At 45.6% G+C, this 21,220-nt stretch carries 13 protein-coding genes; 10 read left to right on the top strand and 3 right to left on the bottom strand.

Annotated elements, in window-relative coordinates; genetic code table 11:
* Nucleotides 1–18 precede the first annotated feature (18 nt).
* Nucleotides 19–2,253, bottom strand: a complete 2,235-nt coding sequence (locus tag NSS82_RS30080; protein WP_076104894.1) for an AraC family transcriptional regulator — start codon at nucleotides 2,251–2,253, stop codon at nucleotides 19–21.
* Between the two features lie 503 nt (nucleotides 2,254–2,756).
* Between NSS82_RS30080 and NSS82_RS30075 the strand changes: the two genes are divergently transcribed.
* The 3 genes from NSS82_RS30075 (at nucleotide 2,757) to NSS82_RS30065 (ending at nucleotide 6,216) form a co-directional block, all read left to right on the top strand.
* Complete coding sequence (locus NSS82_RS30075) at nucleotides 2,757–3,632, top strand: ABC transporter permease (RefSeq protein WP_094903677.1); 876 nt, start codon at nucleotides 2,757–2,759, stop codon at nucleotides 3,630–3,632.
* An 11-nt stretch (nucleotides 3,633–3,643) separates the two neighbouring features.
* Nucleotides 3,644–4,537, top strand: a complete 894-nt coding sequence (locus NSS82_RS30070) for a carbohydrate ABC transporter permease (RefSeq protein WP_036685379.1) — start codon at nucleotides 3,644–3,646, stop codon at nucleotides 4,535–4,537.
* Between the two features lie 68 nt (nucleotides 4,538–4,605).
* Nucleotides 4,606–6,216: an extracellular solute-binding protein gene (locus NSS82_RS30065; RefSeq protein WP_143758575.1), complete on the top strand. Its 1,611-nt coding sequence runs from the start codon at nucleotides 4,606–4,608 to the stop codon at nucleotides 6,214–6,216.
* Nucleotides 6,217–6,291: 75 nt separating this feature from the next.
* Here the strand turns inward: NSS82_RS30065 and NSS82_RS30060 are convergent, their stop codons facing one another.
* The gene (locus tag NSS82_RS30060) at nucleotides 6,292–7,173 is read right to left on the bottom strand and encodes an AraC family transcriptional regulator (protein WP_076104896.1); all 882 of its coding nucleotides are present in this window, start codon (nucleotides 7,171–7,173) and stop codon (nucleotides 6,292–6,294) included.
* A 159-nt stretch (nucleotides 7,174–7,332) separates the two neighbouring features.
* Between NSS82_RS30060 and NSS82_RS30055 the strand changes: the two genes are divergently transcribed.
* The 5 genes from NSS82_RS30055 (at nucleotide 7,333) to NSS82_RS30035 (ending at nucleotide 12,666) form a co-directional block, all read left to right on the top strand.
* Nucleotides 7,333–8,733, top strand: a complete 1,401-nt coding sequence (locus tag NSS82_RS30055; RefSeq protein WP_076213680.1) for an MATE family efflux transporter — start codon at nucleotides 7,333–7,335, stop codon at nucleotides 8,731–8,733.
* 514 nt (nucleotides 8,734–9,247) lie between these two features.
* Nucleotides 9,248–9,565, top strand: coding sequence for a transposase (locus tag NSS82_RS30050; protein WP_036683594.1), 318 nt, complete (start codon nucleotides 9,248–9,250; stop codon nucleotides 9,563–9,565).
* Nucleotides 9,514–10,440: an IS3 family transposase gene (locus NSS82_RS30045; RefSeq protein ID WP_143766314.1), complete on the top strand. Its 927-nt coding sequence runs from the start codon at nucleotides 9,514–9,516 to the stop codon at nucleotides 10,438–10,440. The genes NSS82_RS30050 and NSS82_RS30045 overlap by 52 nt, the downstream gene beginning before the upstream one ends.
* Nucleotides 10,441–10,807: 367 nt before the next feature.
* Nucleotides 10,808–11,524, top strand: coding sequence for a hypothetical protein (locus NSS82_RS30040; protein WP_178944219.1), 717 nt, complete (start codon nucleotides 10,808–10,810; stop codon nucleotides 11,522–11,524).
* Between the two features lie 131 nt (nucleotides 11,525–11,655).
* Nucleotides 11,656–12,666, top strand: coding sequence for a ketoacyl-ACP synthase III (locus NSS82_RS30035; protein WP_076272732.1), 1,011 nt, complete (start codon nucleotides 11,656–11,658; stop codon nucleotides 12,664–12,666).
* A gap of 127 nt (nucleotides 12,667–12,793) precedes the next feature.
* Here NSS82_RS30035 and NSS82_RS30030 read toward each other — a convergent pair whose 3' ends face one another.
* A complete protein-coding gene (locus NSS82_RS30030; protein WP_036685366.1) occupies nucleotides 12,794–13,810 on the bottom strand; it encodes a LacI family DNA-binding transcriptional regulator in 1,017 nt (338 codons plus the stop codon).
* Between the two features lie 306 nt (nucleotides 13,811–14,116).
* Between NSS82_RS30030 and NSS82_RS30025 the strand changes: the two genes are divergently transcribed.
* Both NSS82_RS30025 and NSS82_RS30020 read left to right on the top strand, forming a co-directional pair.
* On the top strand, nucleotides 14,117–16,216 hold the full coding sequence (locus tag NSS82_RS30025) for an S-layer homology domain-containing protein (RefSeq protein WP_341109925.1): 2,100 nt from the start codon (nucleotides 14,117–14,119) through the stop codon (nucleotides 16,214–16,216).
* A gap of 330 nt (nucleotides 16,217–16,546) precedes the next feature.
* Nucleotides 16,547–20,905, top strand: coding sequence for an AAA family ATPase (locus tag NSS82_RS30020; protein WP_143759054.1), 4,359 nt, complete (start codon nucleotides 16,547–16,549; stop codon nucleotides 20,903–20,905).
* Nucleotides 20,906–21,220 lie beyond the last annotated feature (315 nt).

Genomic DNA, 21,220 nt, shown 5'->3' with positions numbered 1-21,220 from the left:
GGGGATAGGTGATTCATGTTATGAACTGTTTTTGGTCCGTCTGAATTCTATTGGTGTAAGGCTGAAGTTGCGTTTGAACATCCGGTGGAGATAAGAACTGCTGGTGAAGCCAGTTACTTCAGCAATATCCGATACCGACAAATCACTCTCTACAAGCAGGCGGCAAACTTCCTTCATCCGTACCTCCATGATGACATCCACAATAGTGGTTAGGGTCTGCTGCTTATAAAGTCTGCTGACATAAATCGGAGACATATTAAGTTCATCAGCGATTTGGTTCAGACTTAGGCAAGGGTCCATGTAAGATTGCTGAATGGTTTGGTTGATTTGCCGGATTAGATCGCTTTGCTTGGAGCTACGCTTATCCGCTTGGAATTCCTGAATATGATCGAAAAGCTGGTAAAAAGCCGCTTCAAATTCTTCTATCGTTTCATAATGTTCAAGCGAAGGCATCACCATCATCCCTTCGGTGGAGGTAGGACTAAGCTTCTTGATGTTATCGACGATTCGTTTAATCGTTAGCGTCACCCTTGAAACAGTAAGTTCCAGCACATGATAGGGATATTGCTCCATTTCACGTACCATTTCGGAGAAGTGACTGCGGGCTTCGTCTGTTCTGCCACTTGTGAGCGCATCGACCAGCTTTTTCTCGCTGTCAGCCGGATAGGAGTAAAGATTGTTCTGAAGCTCGCTAATGCGCTCAGCATTGATCAAGCTGCCATGACCATAAAACAGTCTATGTTTGGAAGCTTCTCTGGCCTGACTGTACAGCCGGTTTAGTACATCTGGATTATCACTGATGGGGCTGTACACTAACGACAGTCCGATTTTTAGATAATCACAGCAGGCCACGCGGATCTGCCGCAGCAGCACTTCAATCAGCTCGGTATCCAGATGTTCAGTGGAGGTCATGCTGCTAAGCAACATGACCACGCTATCGTCATTCATATCTACAGTTTCCACCTGATAAGTCTGTCCACAGATCTCTGAGGCAATATTCATGATGGCAAACTTGTACGGAAGGAGATAAGAGCCTCGTTCCTTTCGCAGAGCTTCGTACTCATCAATGCGTAGTAATACTAGCCGGTAGCCCTCGTTTAAATTAAAAGAAATACCCAGCTGTTGAACATCATTTTGCCGGCTGTTATGAGGAGATTTAATACCAAGCACCAGATTGCGTAATGAATTCTGCCTGATCGTGAACATGCTGTTGCGTTTATCTGCCTCAAGGGTGTTCATTCGGCTTACGATCGAATCAATCGGCAGATAAAGCCGTTTGGACAGTACCCTAGAAATAACAAGACCGAACAATAAAATAATTAAAGAAATCAGAAGTGTAGTATTGCGGATATGATTGGTCTGTTCAGTAATTACCTCATAAGGAGTAATGCGCACATATTGCCAGCCAAGCGAATCGGGCGAAGTATAGGACACCAGTGATTTATTCCCTCTAAAAGGGGCAGTGAAATAGCCGGCAGAACGTGCTTTTACTTGATGCTCCAGCCAACTGTTTTCATCCCCGGAGAGCTTCTCCAGTGTCAGCTTATTTCCTGACAGAAAACGGCCTTGGTCATCTAAAATGTAGGTACTGCCACTACCGGGTGTATTGCCGTTAGCCAGTTCTTTATTGATCCAAGCCGCGGATATGTTAACAATAACCGCAGAGTTAATAGAGCGGTCCCAATTGATGGCATCATAGCAGAGGTAAGTATAGACTGAGATGGTTTTCTTCTCAGGTTCATTTACGGAATAGGTTCGCGGAATCGGCGTGAATGTTTTGTAATCCTGATAATGATTCAGCATCTGAATAATTTCAGTGTCCACCAGTTCGCGGGTGGTGAATACGCCATTCTGGCCCTGTGCTGCCGAAATATAAACCGTGTCATTATTCGGATTATATACATAGATGGATTCAATATAGGGCATGGAATTTAAGTAGTTTCCGAGATCGGACATCGCTGCGGTTACCTCATAAATAGAAGGCTTGTTGTAGAACAACAGATGAGAAATCGTGCTGGTTCGATACAGTTGAAATGAAAGCGTTTGCGCGACTTCAGCCATGTTGACTACTTTTTTGCCGGTCTGGGTCAGGTCCCTTAGATCGGAGCGGAAGGTCTGCGTCTTCTCGACACCGATGTAGTACGTATAGTAAACAAACGTAGAGATAAGAAGGGTTAACGATATGCACAGGGTTATGGTAGTGAGCAGCTTGCCATACAGTAGTCTTTTTCTCCGTAGATCATTATTCTTCATACCGTCCCCCCTGATCATCATATGACTTACTCGGACAAGACTCTGGATGAATTCATATTATGAAGTTCCTTTATTATAAGTCCCCAAGAGTGAACGGAACAGTGGAGCAACCTTATAATCCTGCATTTTTCCAATCTGAAGGGAGTGAACAAATTAAATATTCATGTACAAAACAGCCTTTTCTACAAGGATTATACGGGGTTAGCGAAGCTTGAGAAGCTCTGTGGGTCTCCGAAGACTTTTACATAAACATCCTGATTGTTCAGTTCCTGTTTCGCCAGTTTGTGCAGTAAGGCTTGTAAGCTTCACTTCTGTGTTCAGAAGAATCCCCCTATAGTGGAATTATGCAGTTTCTATATTAAGGGGAGTGAGAGATCTTGAGCCAAACCTCATCCAAAGGAATTTCAAACGTCGAACTTGGCATCCAGGCTGATGGTAGAGCACGCTTACGAACGACAAGAAAGAAGAAAGGATTGTTGTATGAGCTGGTGCACAATCGGGTAATGTTTCTGATGCTGCTGCCCACCTTGATCTTTTTTCTGGTGAATTCCTATTTTCCAATGGTAGGCATTTATTATGCGTTCACTCAATTCGACTTCAACAGCAGTATGTTCAATTCCAAGTTTGTCGGGTTGCAGAATTTCGAGTTCCTCTGGAGATCCGGTACGCTGGTGAAGCTCACGATGAACACGATAGGATACAATATTGCTTTTATTGTACTAGGGAATGTGCTGGCAATTGTCTGTGCGATCCTGCTGAGTGAGCTCAATGGAAAATGGTTTAAAAAGATTAGCCAATCGGTAATGTTTTTGCCTTACTTCGTATCTTTTGTAATTCTCAGTGTAATTGTCTACAACTTGTTTAATTATGACAGCGGTTTTTTGAATACAATGCTTACCCAATTTGGCCTTGATCCGGTCGACGTTTACAGTAAACCTTGGGCATGGATCTTTCTGATCATTATCTTTTATCTATGGAAAAATCTTGGCTACAGCATGGTGATTTATCTGGCGGCGATTACGGGGATTAGTGACGAATATTATGAAGCGGCCAAAATTGATGGCGCTAATATTTTCCAACGGATTTGGTATATAACGGTGCCGATGCTGAAATCAACCTTTGTGGTGCTGCTGCTCTTTGCGCTCGGCAGTATTATGAAGGGCCAGTTCGATCTTTTCTATCAATTAATAGGCAATAACGGGCTGCTCTACAATACGACGGATATCCTTGATACCTATGTATACCGTTCGCTTAAAGTAACCTTTGATGTGGGCATGGCAACGGCTGCCGGGGTTTATCAATCCTTGTTCGGCTTCGTCCTCATTATGACGGTCAACTATATTATCCGCAAAATAAACGATGACTACGCCCTGTTCTAGGAGGATAAGGAATGAAAATTCAAAAGGATAAATATACGCGAATGCTTCATTGGATTGCCTATGTGGTCATTATTGGCCTGTCGATCGCTTGCCTGCTGCCCTTTTTGCTAATTATCTCTGCGTCTTTGACCAGCAATGAGTCCATTATCCGCGATGGCTATCATCTGATTCCGGCACAGTTCTCACTGGAGGGCTACAAGACGGTATTCATCTTCCCGGATGAGGTGCTGCGGGCATATGCGGTCACAGTCAGCACAACTGCGATTGGAACGGTAATGGGACTTTTTTTCATGACTATGGCGGGTTATGTGTTGGCGCGTAAAGATTTCAAATATCGAAATAGCTTTTCCTTCTATATATACTTTACGACTTTGTTTGGGGGAGGACTTGTCCCGTGGTACATCATGATTACGAAATACCTCGGTCTGCTGGATTCCTATGCGGTACTGGTGCTTCCAGGTCTGATGACGCCATTTTTGATCATTTTAATGAAAAACTTCATCAAATCTGCAGTTCCTGAGGAATTATTCGATTCTGGCAAAATAGACGGGGCCGGTGATTTCCGTATTTACTGGCAGATTGTACTCAAGCTTTCCATGCCGGGCATCGCTACAGTCGGTTTGTTTCTGGCTTTGTATTACTGGAATGACTGGTTCACCTCTTCCCTGTTCATCAATGATACGCATAAATATCAGCTGCAGTTCTATCTGTACAATGTTATTAATTCAGCACAGTTTATCGCACAGATGGGGGCGGGAACCGGGGTGTCACTGGCTACGGAGGTCCCTGCTGAGTCTACCAAAATGGCGATGGCAATTGTCGTGACGGGACCTATTCTTTTTCTGTACCCGTTCGTTCAGCGTTATTTTGTCAAAGGCCTAACCATCGGCGCTGTGAAAGGTTAGAACCGCAACCTGCCCACTACCGGGTTAAGGTACAGTCGGCTAACATAGAAGCATAGTGAAAAGGGAGGATTCAGATGAATAAACAACGGGGCAAACGCATGTCTATTCTGCTTACGTCAGTATTGGGCTTGACGCTGCTGGCAGGCTGCGGGGGGAATTCTAATTCTGCAAACGGAGACAATTCGGCGGTAAAAGAGAGCAATAGCGGAGGAAACACAGCACAAAGTACGAACGCAGTTACTGAGGAGAAGACCGGACTGGACACTTCCAAAAAGGTAGAGCTGCAATTCTATATGCTAGGCGATGCGCCGAAGGATCTCTCAAGCATTGAAGCCGAAATTAACAAAATGGCTGAAGAGGATCTGAATGCAACCGTTAAATTCAATTATACAACCTGGACAGATTGGGATCAGAAATATAAGCTGCTGCTGTCGTCGGGCCAATCGATCGATTTGATCTTCACCGCGGACTGGACACAATATCAGGCTTATGCGAAAAAGGGAGCTTTTTTGGCTATAGATGATCTGCTGCCAAAAGCTGCCCCAGAACTCCAGCAATTCGTACCACAGGAAATGTGGGATGCCGTGAAGATTGATGGCAAGATTTACACCGTTCCTGCGACTTATAAGGAGTATGTAACGAATGGCTTCGTATGGCGTGAGGATCTGCGCAAGAAATACAATCTGCCTCAGCCGACAGATCTGGCTAGCTATGAAGCATACATGGAAGGAATCAAGAAAAATGAACCGCAGATGTCGCCGGCTTCTTTTAACAGTGATGTAAGAGGTAACATTCATGATGTATATTCAACACTTACCGCACAGGTCGGCAGTCCGCTGCCTTACGGTATTGGTATTAAGTACGATGATCCTTCAAAAGCTTATCTCTATTGGGGCTCGGAGGAACATAAAGAAGAGCTGCTGACGATGAGACGCTGGCAGGAAAACGGATTGATTTCCAAAAACGTCCTGAACTTGAAGGATACCATCCAGGCACCGATTATCGCGGGCAAGGCAGCAAGCATCTTCGGAGATAATCCGACTCGCTTCAACGATACGTTGATGAAGGTGAAAGCAGCACATCCGGATTGGGATCTAGGTTACTATCCTTATGGCAATACCATTGGTTATGCAACACCAGTTCATCCTATTCATAATGGTTTCGCCATTCCGAAGAGCAGCAAGAACCCTGAACGTGCGCTGGCCTTCTATGAAAAAATGGTCATGGATAAACGTTATAATCAGCTGACGCAATACGGTGTGGAAGGAAAGAACTATAAGATTGATGCGAACGGCTATTATGAACTTATTGGAGATGCTTCAACGAACGGTTTTACACGCGAGGGAATGAACGGCTGGGCATGGCGGAATCCGGAGTTCATGTTGTTTGATAAATCCTATGACGGCGTGAAGGAAATCTTCGCTGAGCTCGACAAAATTCAGAAGCCGGATATTTTCACGGGTTTTGCTGAGGATTATACCTCCTATCAGGCGGAAAAAGCAGCACTAGAGCAGGTGGAAAAGCAATACCTGTATCCATTGCAAGCTGGATTAGTAGAGGATGTTGATGCGGGTTTAGCCACCTTTATGGAAAAGGCTAAGCAAGCAGGCCTTGAGAAAATCCAGACCGAATATATCAAGCAATGGGACGCTTATGTGCAGGAGAAGGGTTTGAAATAATAAAAGTAGCAAGGGATGTTCCCTAAGCCAAATGGGGAGCATCCCTTTTTTTGTGTTTTTTAGAGTCTTCAGGATCTACGAAAAGCGTTGGCGGAATTCCCGCGGAGTGGTCCCTTCTATTCGAATAAAGCTGGAGCTGAAGTAAGGGGCCTGATTGAAGCCGACTTCCTCGGCTATACGGGCAATCGTGTAGCTGGTCTGCATCAGCAAAAGTTTACTTTGCTGAATTCGATAATGCAGCAGATATTCCATCGGCGCACAGCCGTATTCCTTCTTCATGCAACGAGCGATATATACAGGGTGAAAGCTTAGGCTTTCCCCTAGCTGCTGCGCAGTGATGTGCTCACGAAAATGGCTGCGTAAATAGGAGGCCGCTTGCTCTGCACATGTTTTGGAGGGCGAGGGGCGCTCATGGCTGAGGGAGGCGGATAACTGCTGAATAACCTCCTGAAACAACAGCTGCTGCTGAAATGGAGTATCGCTTAAATGGGAATTAGGCACAAGCTGATTCAGCTGTGAGAGCAGCTCTTCTATCTTGGACGGCTGCAGCAGAGTCGTATACTGAGGCAGGCGTAAGCTAAACGGTCGGATATCAAATTCGTCAGATTGCAGGGAGTTCTCTATTTTGACGTTGTCCTTCTCAAGCGCAGCAGCCGTATCCTCGGTCATATTCCATTCACCCACCGTTTGAAAATGCAGCCAATAATAAGAGGTGGATTCCTTGCAGCTGTCCGTACTGAAATGATGGCTGTCTGGACGAAGCAAGAGCGCCTGACCCGCTTTTACTTGAAAAGGGAGGCCGCCTTCACTCATATATAAACTGCCTTGTTTAACTACAAGCAAATCGAACACCCGGGTATTATGGCGGCTCATATGATAATGGCCGGGGGAGAAAGTATGGAATCCGCTTACAATGTAGTACAGCAACGGAGGAACGGTGAAGTTCAAGATGTTCATGTCAGAAGCTCCTTTTAGTGAGGTTGGAATAATGTAATAATTGGTTTGAAATCTGTACCATCATCCAAAGTATATCATCTATAATTTAGTCTGACCTAATGAATAAAGATGTTATTTTTTAGGCTAAGTCTGTAGGCATGGTTTACGAGGAGGGTTTGTATAGTGAAAAAAGAAAGACAGGGTTTTGGACTCTGGGTATTGGCTTGGCCTATATTTATAGAGGTATTTCTACAGACTCTGCTGGGTACGGTAGATACATTAATGGTCAGCCGTATCTCTGATGATGCAGTCGCCGTAGTCGGCATTTCCAATCAATTGTTCGGTGCATTGACCACGCTTTTTACAACATTTGCGGGTGGAGCGGGGATTCTGATCGCGCAGAGAATGGGTTCCAAACGTTTTGGTGAAGCGCGCACGATTGCTATTATGGGAGTATCGGTTAGCCTCGTGTTGGGGATTGTCGTGAGTATTGTGTTGTTTTTCTATGCGGGCCCTATTGGTGGGGTTCTAAATATAGCACCTGAGCTATTGTCACTTTCCAATGTCTATATCTCCTACGTCGGCGGTGGACTTTTTATGGTCGGGATGATCGCTTCCCTCGGTACCGCTATCCGTAACACAGGGAATACCAAAGGACCGATGTACACAGGGATTATAATCAATGTCATTCATATTATTCTGAACTATATTTTTATATTTGGTGTATTCGGTCTGCCACAGCTAGGCCTTGCGGGCATCGCGATCTCCAGTATTATCAGTAGACTGGTCGGAGTGATTATTCTCTACTCCTTATTCCGGCGTTCTTTCGAGATCAAGGTTAGACTTAGAGATTTCCGCATATTCAATGGCAAGCTGTTCAAGCAAATTTTGAAGATTGCCTGGCCTCTCGGGATCAATTCTTCCTGTTGGGTATTCTCCCAGCTTATTGTATATTCCTTTCTGGCTGCACTTGGAGCCGAAGCGTTAGCAGCACGCACGTATCTTAATACCTTGGAGTCCTTTTGCTTCACACTTGGTTATGCTTTTGCGCTGGCGGGGCAGATACAGATTGCTCATTTATTTGGAGCAGGCAAATTGAAAGAAGCTTATCGCAGTGCGTATCGTACACTCTTTATTGGTTTGAGCATTGTGTCAGCTAACATGCTGTTACTATTCCTGTTCGGAAAACAGCTGCTCGGTTATTTCACATCTGATCCGAAGATTATTGCGATCGGGGTTTCTTTGTTAGCTCTAAATCTATTGCTCCAGCCCTCCAAAATGCTGAATATGGCCCTCGGCAACGCGCTGAACGCTATCGGGGATACGCGTTATACGATGTATACTTCCATCGTGTCTATGTCCCTAATTGGCGTGGGCTGCTCCTATTGGTTAGGAATCAGCGTCGGCTGGGGACTTATGGGTATCTATTGTTGTATGATAGCCGACGAATTGGTGAGAGGCTTGCTTGTTCTGGCGCGCTGGAGGGGGCGAAAGGTTCTCCGCCAAGCGGATATCGGCTTGAGTGAAGAGAATGCTTCACTACATGGAGCCGGGAAAAGAAGCACCTCGTTAACCACATAAGCGGGACTCTATAAGCCTAGCTTGATGGGCAATGGAGTGGTTTAAGAGTCGGACGTTGTTTGTTGAGTAGTGTTTGTTGCGGCAGTAGGGCGGAGTAAGCGGTAGTAGGGCGGCTGCAGGAGAGCGGTAGTTGGGCGGTTGCGGGAGGACGGTAGTAAGGCGGTTGCGGGAGGCGGTAGTAGGGCGGTTGCGGGCTGGCTGGCGTTGTGCTTTCGGGCTCAGATGCCGCTATTTGCTAATTTAGAGCCTTTTACGGGTAGTTTCGGACTGGAGAGGCGCTATTCCTCGTAAAATGGCTCCTAATGGGGGCGTTTTGCACCAATAGTGACGCTGGAGTCCGATAGCTTATGAAAAGAGACGTTTGTGCGGAAATAACGACTCTGGAGTCCGAAAGCGACTTTGAAAGTCCAAGTAACACCGTGCACCCAAGCGACAATAAGCACTCTGAAGCTAGAATAAAAAGTGGACAGTAGTTAACAGACTGGCGATAATGAGTCCACGGAGGTGTGTTCACATGGGAGAACATCGACAACGGTATAACGAAGAATTTAAAAAACAGACAGTGCAGTTCATTCAAGAGCAAACAAAGACAGTGGGCGACTTGGCGGAAGAGCTCAACATCCCAAAAAGTACCCTGCATCAATGGATGAGCCAGTATCGAGAACTAAAGAATGAACCGGCAGCTAGCGTGGATCGAGTACGGGAACTCGAGGCACAGTTGAAAGAAATGAGCCGACAACTTCAAGAAAAAGATAACAAGATTGCTGATGTGGAAGAGGAATTAGCGATCGTAAAAAAAGCAGTGCACATCTTCAGCAAACCAAGGAACTGAGATTCCAGTTTATTGAAAAACATCGCTCCGAGTTTCTCTTGGAGAAGATGTGCATGACCCTACATGTGTCACGGAGCGGGTACTACAAGTGGCGGACAGAAAAAAACAGTACGCATATGCTTCGTAAGGCTGCGATAATGAAGCGAATTCAGTATCATTTTGCAGACCATCAAAAGCGGTATGGGAGTCCGAAGATCACCCGCCTGCTACATCAAGAAGGTTATACCGTTACCGAACGCACGGTGAGTGTGTACATGCGACATATGAAGCTTCGCTCCATTGTCTCCAAAACGTATCGCGTACAGACCACCGACTCCAATCATGACCATCCGATTGCCCCAAATACGCTGAACCAGCAATTTAAAATACTCAAACCCAATTCAGTATGGGTTACCGACATTACATACATTCCTTGCCGGGGAGGGCGCTTGTACCTGGCTAGTGTGATGGACCTTTGCACGCGCGAAATCGTGGGGTGGCGCTTGGAGAACCATATGGAAACTAGCTTAATTTCGGGCGCCTTACAAGATGCTTACGAAGCTAAACAACCGGAAAAGGGTCTATTACATCACTCCGATAGAGGTTCTCAATATACTTCTCATGAATACAGGCAGCAGTTGAAAGCGTATGGCATGGAGTCCAGCATGAGCCGCAGAGGTAACTGTTATGATAACGCCTGTATCGAGTCGTGGCACAGCATTTTGAAAAAGGAGCTCATTTATTGTAATCCACGATTCAAAACTAAGGAGCAAGCCTACCAGACACTTTTTCAATATATTGAGTTTTATTATAACCGCAAGCGAATGCATGGCGCGCTGGGGTATCTTTCTCCAGTTCGTTTTGCTGAGCAATTGACTAGAATGTCTGTTGCGTGACTGTCCACTTTCTTGACAGAGGTCCACTCCGAATAATATTGAGCATCCCGAGTAACGTCGAGCACTCCAAGTAACAATGAGCATCTTGAGTAACAATAGGCACTCCAAGTAACATTGAGCATCGTATGAACAACTAGCGTTCGAAGTAACATTACGTGTGCTGTTTTTATGAAAGAGGTTACCTCATGAGTAGAAATGATTACTTCTGTGAGGGCCTCTTTTTTATGCGCGTATAAAGTTTAAGTTTGACGGTTCTCAAATTTGATTATTCATTCATATAGAGTTTGATTCTATGATATAAATGAGTTAGCCTTTATAGAATGGGTAGCCGTTATATAAATACATGTTACTGAAGGGTTTGAGGGAAATGTTGTTGTCAAAATGGAGAGGGTTTTCGTTACTAGGGCTGCTCTTAATGCTTGTACTATTATCAGGCTGTTCTAAAGGCACTGCTCATGTCACAGTGAATAAGAACGGAAGCGTAGATATTGCAGTGAACATGAAAGTGAATTCGCGTGCAGAAGCGTTGATTAGCGGAAAAATGGAAGATGCTCTGGTAAACAAACTTAAGGATCAGGGGATTGAGCTAGAGAAAAGCCAAGATGGAAAATCTACAGTCTATGAATTCGTGAAATCTTATGCCTCTTTTGAGGATATGAAAGCACTTTCTGGTGACTTGGATATTGTGGACCTGAAATTAGATACCAAAGATAATTGGTTTTATACCAAATATGACGTTGAGGCGAAGCCCAAATTAAATAGCTACATAGACACCATAATGGATAATATGGGATCGCTCAGTTTATCGAAGCCGATTATTCGGGCTTTTTTGCAAAACATGGCTTTCGACTTTAAATTAACGTTACCTGTGGATCTATATGGAGACAATAATGCAAATGTGGAGGACGGCAGAACCCTTACTTGGAATGTTACACTAGCGGATACAGAGCCAATTCAAATGCAGGTTTATGTGCCTAATGTATGGAATATCGTGATTGTGCTTATCATTTTAGTGGTGGTTATTGCAACTGCGATTATATTGTTCGTCAGAAAAAGAAAGCAGCGTAATAGGAAACGTTTCTAAGTGGGTTCGTAAGGTTTCGGAAGTGCCGGGAAGCTAGGATGCTTTACCGGCCTTCTTTGCTTTTTAGCAGGCACAGAGTTATAATTAGTACCAAGTACTAATATCAGATACTAATTGAAGAGGTGATTGGAATGACAGGTGCAAAAATTACCGCTATCGGAACCTATGTCCCAGCCAAAAGACTGACTAATGCCGATCTGGAGCAGATCGTAGATACAAATAATGAATGGATTGTGCAACGGACCGGAATCCGTGAGCGCCGAATTAGTCGGCAGGATGAGTATACAAGTGATTTATGTGCAGCAGCTGTGCAGGATCTTATGACTCGTTATGGAAGAAGCGTTCAGGATGTCGATATGGTCCTGGTAGCTACGAGTACACCTGACTTTTCCTTTCCCTCAGTAGCTTCTTTGATTCAAAATCGTTTTAACATTCCGCAGACTGCTGGTGCTATGGATTTGAGTGCAGCATGCGCAGGTTTTGTCTATGCACTGCATACTGCTCACAGTTATGTGGCTTCAGGAATGCATCGCAAGGTACTGGTTATTGGTGCGGATACGATCTCCAAGATTACGGATTATACTGACCGCAGTACATGTATTCTTTTTGGGGATGGCGCTGGAGCAGTGCTTGTGGAAAGTGATGAGCAGACGACGGGATTTTTAGGCTTCCAGCTGGCAAGTGATGGCGGTGGGGCACATCATGTTTACCGTACGGGGCTTGCCCATACTGTAAACAATATTGAGCTGGTAGATACACAAATGCTGGTACAGAACGGACGAGAAGTGTTTCGCTGGGCGGTCAGAACGGTTCCTTTAGGTGTGCAACAGCTGCTTGAAAAAGCGGAGGTAGGTCTGGAGGAAGTAGACTGGTTTATTCCCCACAGCGCTAATATGCGAATGATTGAGCCAATATGCGAGCGATTAAATTATCCGCTGGAGCAGGTGCTGCACAGTCTTGTGAATTTCGGGAATACTTCGGCTGCCACGATTCCTTTAGCACTTGATTTGGGCATCCGCGAGGGCAAGGTACAAAATGGACAAAAGATCCTGATGTATGGTTTTGGTGCCGGATTAACCCAGGCAGGACAATTGATTGAGTTGAATTTGGATCATCAGGTAGGGATACCTACTCCATATTAAGAGGTGGAGTTCGACCAGCTAGAGACCAATGAAGATAGATAACGAAACATTTTCGATAATCAATAAAAAGACAACGCCGTTTGCGGAAACCCGCTTACATAAGCCGTTGTCTTTTTTTGTTGATTAACTAAGTATTTAATTGACTGCCACAGGATTCACGCACAATAAGCACAGGCTCCACTACAAATGATCCACCGCCAGACTGATTGTTAATCAAGTCATAGAGCATATGGGCAGCGAGGATGCCAAGCCGTTCTTTGTTCTGGCGGATGGTCGACAGTTTTGGACTGGTATATTTACAGGCTTCAATGTCGTCACATCCGATAATGGCAATATCTTCAGGAACGCTGAGACCGTGTTCTTTCAAAGCCCGGATGGCTCCCAGAGCCAGCAAATCAGAAGCCGCAAAAATGGCTTTTGGTAAATTTCCGGCTTGAATTAATTGCTGCATAGCCGTATAACCGCTGGGCTCAAAGAAATCGTCGCCATGAACAAACCACTGACGGTTCAAAGTGAGGCCGAAGCTTTCAATAGCTTTGACATATCCGGATTCCCGCAGGTTAGAAATATCTGAATCCGCTGCACTTCCGATAAATCCAAGTTCTCTATAGCCAAGCAGATAAAAATGCTCCACGACCTTGGAAGAAACCTGAAAGTTATCTGACATCACAAAGCCGGATTTTTTGCCCTTTAGCTCAAGGTCGACCCCGATACAAGGAATACTGCTCATATCCAGATCGCGGATGGTAGGCTCCATCTTTTGTCCGGAAATAATGACACATCCATCCACATTAAAATGAACAGATCGAGCGAAATAATCGCCGCTGCTGATGAATTTCTCGTTGGAAAAGAAAATGAGATCGTAGCCCAGAACGCCCATCTGCTTTTTAAAAGAATTTAGCACTTCTACGAAAAAGGGATGTGTAAATTCGACATTAAGCTCGCCAGCAAAAATAACCCCGATCAGATTCGACTTCTTAGTTGCGAGTGTCTTGGCGGAGTTGGAAGGTGAATATCCGGTTTGTTCGATGATTTCCAAAACTCTTTGCTTGGTCTTTTCGGAAACATCACTGTAATTGTTCATAATTTTCGAAACAGTCGAGACAGAAACGCCGGCCATTTCGGCAATCATTTTGATATTCATAGTTAATAATGCCACCCTCCGCTAAATCGTTGAAATTTGAGAAAAAGACTGTTCTAGAGCGGTTATTTGCGAGTTATTATGAATAGGGTGAATGAAAATTCAATTATTTTCAGTCTATTATTATTGCCGAAACAAGTCAAATATATATTTCACTATGCAGATTTACTCCAAAATAATCTATGTAAAAAAATTCAAAATTACATCTTTACAAAAATAGAAAACTAAGCAACAATAGCATTGTCGAAACCGATTTCGATTTTTCGCTTGAATTACGAATATTACGAAATTCGAGGAGTGATGTTTAGGATGAAAAGGAATTTCACAGCAGCACTTGCTGCTATGCTCCTTGTCACCGGGCTGCTATCACCGGTTGGGAGCATGAATGCTTCAGCGGCAGAGGCGTTAAAGGAAAACTCACCTGATTCAGCGGCAACGAAAGTGGAAAATGAACCAATCAATGGATTGAAAGCGTTTACCGATGTATCTCCAAATCATTGGGCCGCAGGTCCATTACAGCGTTGGAGCACAAATGGGATCATAAGCGGATATGACGACGGGTCGTTTCGTCCGGGTAAGGAAGTCACGAAGGCAGAATTCGCAGCTATTATGAATCGTATATTTAATTATCAGGAGCAATCGGATAAGGTTCCCGCTGATGTCCAGACCACAGACTGGTATAAAAATGATATAGCCAAAGGGATTGCAGCTGGTTATTTAAGCAGTGATCAGAAGAACAATATTTATCCTTCAAAAGCACTTTCGCGCGCGGAGGCAGCGTTAGCATTGGAGAAAGTGTTTCGTTTCAATGCAGACAAAAGCAGTACAACAGCATTCACCGATCTGAACGGAGTCAGCGATGAAACCGCAAAAGCAATAGCCGTTCTATCGAGTGCAGGTTATGTAAAAGGTTATCCTGGAGGTTTGTTTAAGCCTGATGGTGGGATCACCCGTGCAGAGTTAGCTCAGTTGGCTGATCGAATGGTTTCGGGACTCCTCCTGAAATCAGGAGAGACTTCACTAGGAACAGTAAAGGGCAATGTAGTCATTAATCGGGCTGATGTGATTCTTAAAGACACGGTCATCCAAGGTAATCTTTATCTAACCGAGGGGATAGCTGAAGGGAATGCAAAGCTTGAAGGTGTAAAGGTAACAGGGACTACTTTTGTACGGGGAGGCGGCGAGCAAAGTATCGGCTTACACCATACTTCTCTTGGACTGCTTCAAGTAGCCAAGCCTAATGGTAAGGTTCGGATTTATGCCAGCGGGTCGACAGCTGTGGGTACTGTGCAGCTGCTATCTGGGTCAATCTTGGAAGAAAGCAGCGATCTTACCGGGGCAGGGTTTGGGGATGTTGAGATGGATGTCGTTCCTCACAATATTTCGCTTCGCGGAACATTTGGAGCGGTTCGTTCAGCAGACTCAGCAGTCAGCGGTTCTTTGTTAAGAATCCTTGGAACTGTCGGCAGCCTTACTCTGGGAAGTCCGACCCATTTAACATTGGAGAACAATTCACAAGTGGCGGCACTAATCCTATCTGCGAGCGCTGGAGCTACAGCAATTCAAGGCAGCGGAAGCGTAACCACAATAGATAACAAAGCCGATGGAGTGACGATTGGCGGTGTAGCAATGAAAAAAGGAAACACTGGCAAAACAACATTGCCAATAGCAAGCTCAGCGCCAAGCAGTTCGGGGAATGTAGGTCCAATAACGACGCCAAGCGCCACACCTGAAGCAACGGCGGCACCTACGGCCACTGCTACACCAACCGAAACACCAACAGCGACACCAACACCAACCGAAACACCGACACCGACACCGACACCAACACCAACACCAACACCAACACCAACACCAACACCAACACCAACCAATACTGCTCCTGAGGTGGTTAAACCCATATCCGATAGAATGGTAAGCTCTAATGAACCTATTGAAATCGATGTGAGTGAGGTTTTCCGTGATTCAGATGGCGATACGTTAAGTTTCACAGCTGATTCGAGCAATATGGCAGTTGCAGAAGTAGCTTTGGATGGAGCTAAATTACGGATTACGCCAACTGGTAACGGATCATCAGAAATTCATATTACGGCCAATGATGGAAAGGGCGGATCGACGGCAGTCTCGTTACGGTTCACGTACTATGGGGAGATACAGGATATGCGGGCTGAAGTCCAGTCTGATTTCATTGAACTCTATTGGGATGAATATGGGGAAGTGGAGATCAACTACCAGGTTTATATGAATGATGAGCTGATCGAATCCACCTCAAACAGTTATGTTTCACTTAGGGGTCTTAAGCCAGAAACGGTTTATAATCTGCGTGTAGTCGCGGTTAATCGTAATGAAGAGATCGTTGCGTTAGCCAATTATTCGGTAACGACACTTCCTATTTACTTTGAGGGCTGAGGCGGCGGTACTTATATTACGGTTGCTTCAACACAAATAGTCAGGCGAATGCAAGTGTTTTTGCCAATAGTCTCGCTAAGCTGAACACTATAAGGCACCCAGATTGGGTGTCTTTTTTTCGTGCGCCCATAGTAGCCTATTTGAATCAACTTACAGGGGATGAAGTAAAACTAATGGACTCCAAAAGCATCATAGATTAAGATTTAAAATATAATTTAATATACAATTTAATATAACTTATACTCCTAACCGAAGAGATTAGGATCTTTCGAACCATCTATAACTCAAAATTTAAATTATATTACAGGTAGGTGCGTACGATTGTCGGCTATGATTAAGAAACTAAAAGATTACATAACGGATCCTCCTATAGAGATTGAAGGCTTCATTGAGCTCTCCATCCCATTGACGGAATTGGTGCTCCGTGAGCATCAAGAGAATGGAATGATCGGATGCTTGAGCCCCGTTAACATCAGTATTCAATGGGATGAAAAGACGGCGCGCATGATAAAGATCGGGGTAGGTAATGCTGCTTATCGGTCTCCTGAGCAATCAGGACGGATTAATCGTGTGCCGGATGAACGCAGCGATCTATACGCAGTAGGCGTTATTTTTTATGAGCTGTTCACCGGACAACTGCCTTTTCTTCCTGAAGACGGTGAAGATTGGAGTAATGTACATATTAGCAGGAAGCCTCAGCCTCATAATCGGTTGGAGGGAGAAGAGCCGCTGCAAAATATTTTAATGAAGTTACTTGCTAAATCTCCGGAGGATCGGTACCAGAGCGCTTACGGGTTACTTGAGGATCTGAAGTGGTGTCGGGACATGCTGAATAAACAAGGATCGCTGACGCCCTTCGAAGTAGGCCGCCTAGACCAAATTGGTTCGCTAGGTCTATCCGATAATTGGTACGGGCGCAGCGCTGTAGTAGAGCAAGTGGAGGCCAAACTTGAGCAGGCGGCTCAAGGGATGAGCGTATTTTCATGGGTGAGCGGCCAGGAGGGAATTGGAAAAACGACATTCGTTCGCAGATTACAGTTAAAGGTCGCTCGGCGTGGAGGCATGTTTATTGAAGGGAGAGCAGAACCTCTTCAGCAAACTGCACCGTATGAACCGATTCTTCAAGCTTTGCGACAATGGGTGGATCAGCTGTGGAGTGAGCCGGCAGATGTCATTTTACAGTTTAAAATAAAGCTGCAGGCGGAGTTTGGACGAGATGTGAGGGAAATCACCTCTATTTTGCCCGAGATTCATTCGCTGTTTGGAACCGAGAAGGAGGTATCGGCTGCCGCGGACGAAGAGAATGGCTGGGATCGTGCCAGAGATCATCTGCCACATCTCATGCAATGCATGGCCGAATGCAAGCCCCCGCTTGTCCTGTTTATTGATAACCTGGAATGGGCCGACCATGGATCGCATGCGGTACTTCAATCACTTGTGAAGCATACGGTACCCGGTTTGTTCCTAATTGCAACGAGCCGGACGGCAGTTGAGCAAGCTCCCACTCTGGGAGAACCTAATTCGAATCACTGCCCTGAGATTACCTGGTTAGTTGAGAGATGGCGTACCAATTCGGAGGAAATAGTGGCCCTCCTGCCACTGACATACGAAGAGGTGATCCAATATGTCTCCGATGCCTTGCATGAAAATTCTGCTCGTATTCGTCTTCTAGCCAGATCTGTCTATAATCAAAGCGGTGGTAACCCTCGGGCGATACGTCTGATACTAGAAGGCTGGCTGCAAGAGAAAAAACTCAGCTTTGACGAGAATAGGCATCAGTGGTCATGGGATCCGGAAGTCATCCGGCAAATGGGAGATCTAGAAGCGAATCTCCGTCTGATGGAGGCGAGCTTCACTAAGCTATCGAACGATACAAAGCAGCTTCTAGCCATGGCTGCCGCGATTGGTTCTGCCTTCCGGTTGTCGATTCTTGCCGAAGCATGCGACATGGTGCCGGATGCCGCTTTCCGTGGGCTACAAGAGGTAGAGGCAGAAGGAATCATCTATCGTGAGGATGAGCAGGGAGACAGACAGGATCGAATCTATTTGTTCGTCCATGAGTTCATTCACCGAATGGCATATGATTTCGATTCAGGACGCAACGCGAACAGGCACCGTAGGATCGGGCAGCTGCTGCAACGCAGCTTTCTTAAGTGGAGTGATAATACTTCGCTGACGGCAATCGATCACTTGAATCTAGCTGTATCGGTTCTGTCAGGGCAAGAGGTTCGGCAGTTGGTTGAGTGTAATCATCAAGCGGGAAAGAAGGCATTAGCTGATGGCCGCTATGTAAAAGGGAAAGAATATGCAGAGAATGGGATTCGCCTATTAACGGAATATAAAGAGCTCGAATCGGGCGAGCTCAATGTTCAACTTCGGTTGGTATTAGCCTGGACGGAGTATATGGGCGGACAAGCCGACCGGGCGAGAGTACTATTGTCGGATTTAAATAAGAACACTAAGGGGATGAGCCGATCGAAGCGTTCGCGCATATGGGTGCCCTTGATTCAATTTCACGCGTTTGTGGACAATGAGGCGGCAATTGCAATTGGAAAAGAAGCGCTGGAGGCTTATGGATGGAAGCTTCAGGAGAATAGCTCCTTGTTGTCCATCGCCAAGGAAGTGACACGGACAGGGCTTATGTTGTATCGAAAACGCAATAAGACTTATCTGTTGTCCGACGCTCTTGATGAAGAGCATACGGAGTTATGCCTGTTATTAGAGCAGCTATTTTTTCCTCTCTTTATGCATGACGCCAGAGCGCTGCTGGAATTCTATGCTCGGTTTATCCGTTACGGGCTTCAGAAAGGGTTAAATGAATCACTTGCCGTCATGATCGGAGGATACGAGCTGATCATACAGAGGGTGCTTCCAAACTATGTGCAAGCGCCTTTAATCACCGAACGGTTATTTTCGGAAATGGTTAATGTCTCCAAGTTCAGGAACCAACATTCATTTAATTTTGCGAGTGGAATGTTTAAGCAAATGGACAAGCCATCGGATGCTTTCATCATGCTGTATAAGTCGATGCGCCAAGGGTTAGAAAGCGGAGAAAGAAATTTCGCCAATCTGGCCCTGATTGCCTGTCTCGTGACATACAGCGGTGACCTGGATGCTTTAAAGGAGTTACTCCAGTATTATGAGGAGAATATGCGACAGTTCGCCAGCGACAAGACACAGGAAATAGTACGGATCGCACAGAGTTACGTGTTAGCACTGCAGGACGAATCCAAGAGGGAAGACTTCATTTCCATTTCGCAGGCTCCGTCAAGCGGAGCTTCGAAGCAACAGGAAGAGGATAATTATGGTTGTGTCTGCAAGCTAGAAGTGGCTTACTTGTCGGGCAATTATGAGGAAGCGTTGTACTGGGCGAAGCGGGGAAGGCAGAACGAGTTGTCACTGGATTGGACAAGAATTCGCAAGCAACGCTTTTATGAGAGTTTGAGCTTAACCGCTTTATTTTTGGAGAAAAACGAGGAAGAACGCAAGAAGATACGGCAAGTTATACGTCGTCAATTACGAAAAATGAAAAGCTGGCGAGGATTTCTGGGCAACACGTCTTCCGCATATCTGCTAATGAAAGCGGAGGACGAACGAATGGCTGGAAATCCGATGGCTGCGGTACACGGATATATGGCTGCGATTGGGCAGGCGAGAGCTGAGAAATACGCTTTAATAGAAGGGATCGCCAGCGAACGGCTTGCAATCTGCTATAAAGATGACTTAATTAGCGGGTCCGGTGCGATGATTAACATGATGGATGCCTGTGCCGCTTTCGCCGAATGGGGTATCACCTCCAAGGTAGCCCAAATCAAAGGCAAATATGCCGATCTGTTGGTTTACCCAGCTGCCAGGCAGCATGAGGAGCAGATCTTGGAGCAGGAAGTGGAAAGCGACCGTAAGCGTATGGACATGTCACAGCTGAATACTTCAGGGGAAGGAAAGGAGGAGGCGAGAACAGGTGAGTATGAGCTTGTGCGACAACTCATTGAGGGGGTTAGCAAGCCGAAGCAGACTAACTGGATGACAAGTCTGCTGGAAGCAGCGCTTCGCCAGTCTGGCGCCGATTGGGGTCTCTTGTTGAGCCGCCAAGGTGAGAGGTTTGCTATTGAAGCAGGCGGATCAGATCGGTCGGATAAGCAGACGGTATCCGGATTGTATGCAGAGAGTGTTTTGAGTCATACTGCGTTGACAGGTAAGCCGCTACTTCTCTATGATGCGATTCGGAGTTTTTGGGTGAAGGATCATTATATTGAAGCACAGCAGCCCAGATCGATATTGTGCCTGCCGATCGCGGTTCCGGGTGATCAAGCTTTCTATTTACTCTACTTGGAAAATCGGCAATTAACAGGTGTGTTTACGGATCGGGACGTAAAGGTGTTAGAGCTTGTCGCGACGCGGATGATTTATGTCGAGCTGCTGGAAGGCGAAGTTGGGGGTGCCGTAGAAAATATTTCGTGGCCTGTCCCAAGTTTCAATCAAACGGAGCTGAGTGATCCACTGACCGACCGGGAGTACGAAATCTTAATAAATATTGCAGAAGGGCTATCGAACCGAGAGATTGGCGAGCGGCTCGGTATTGCCGAAACGACGGTCAAGACGCATGTATCTAGAATCATCGGCAAGCTTGGCGTGAAGCGGCGGGGTCAAGCCGTTGTCCGTGCCAGGGAGCTGCGATTGATAGAGTGACGAACAAGGAAGCGAGCCTTTAAGGGGCTCTTCTTTTCGTTTTTTTGAGGTGTACGGTCTGGAATATCTTGAAGTAGAGTTGGATAGATGGAAGTGATCCCTGTAAATCCTTTGGCGAAGCCGGCCGCCAGCCGTCGAGGAAGAGGATCCACTTCGCGTGCCCTTAAAATTTCGGCTTTAGAGTGTTACGGTGAACCGTATCACAAATAGTGGTAAAGCGGAGAACAGAACTCAATATTAGTTTAAATGACTTGAACTGCACAGCATAACGGTTAAAGCCAATACAATTGAAATAACAAAAATGTAAAAAGAGCC

The organism is Paenibacillus sp. FSL H7-0735, from assembly GCF_038008505.1.
GTDB lineage: Bacteria > Bacillota > Bacilli > Paenibacillales > Paenibacillaceae > Paenibacillus_AQ > Paenibacillus_AQ odorifer.
Note: the sequence above shows the minus strand (reverse complement) of the source record. Positions and strands in the feature narration are given on the sequence as shown.

What these genes read in the sequence shown, in the direction of transcription:
- NSS82_RS30075 (WP_094903677.1), top strand. Translation starts at nt 2,757, where the DNA reads ATGTTTCTGATGCTGCTGCCCACCTTGATCTTTTTTCTGGTGAATTCC.
- NSS82_RS30035 (WP_076272732.1), top strand. Translation starts at nt 11,656, where the DNA reads ATGACAGGTGCAAAAATTACCGCTATCGGAACCTATGTCCCAGCCAAA.
- NSS82_RS30060 (WP_076104896.1), bottom strand. Translation starts at nt 7,173, where the DNA reads ATGAACATCTTGAACTTCACCGTTCCTCCGTTGCTGTACTACATTGTA.
- NSS82_RS30070 (WP_036685379.1), top strand. Translation starts at nt 3,644, where the DNA reads ATGAAAATTCAAAAGGATAAATATACGCGAATGCTTCATTGGATTGCC.
- NSS82_RS30030 (WP_036685366.1), bottom strand. Translation starts at nt 13,810, where the DNA reads ATGAATATCAAAATGATTGCCGAAATGGCCGGCGTTTCTGTCTCGACT.
- NSS82_RS30020 (WP_143759054.1), top strand. Translation starts at nt 16,547, where the DNA reads ATGATTAAGAAACTAAAAGATTACATAACGGATCCTCCTATAGAGATT.
- NSS82_RS30025 (WP_341109925.1), top strand. Translation starts at nt 14,117, where the DNA reads ATGAAAAGGAATTTCACAGCAGCACTTGCTGCTATGCTCCTTGTCACC.
- NSS82_RS30080 (WP_076104894.1), bottom strand. Translation starts at nt 2,253, where the DNA reads ATGAAGAATAATGATCTACGGAGAAAAAGACTACTGTATGGCAAGCTG.
- NSS82_RS30040 (WP_178944219.1), top strand. Translation starts at nt 10,808, where the DNA reads ATGTTGTTGTCAAAATGGAGAGGGTTTTCGTTACTAGGGCTGCTCTTA.
- NSS82_RS30050 (WP_036683594.1), top strand. Translation starts at nt 9,248, where the DNA reads ATGGGAGAACATCGACAACGGTATAACGAAGAATTTAAAAAACAGACA.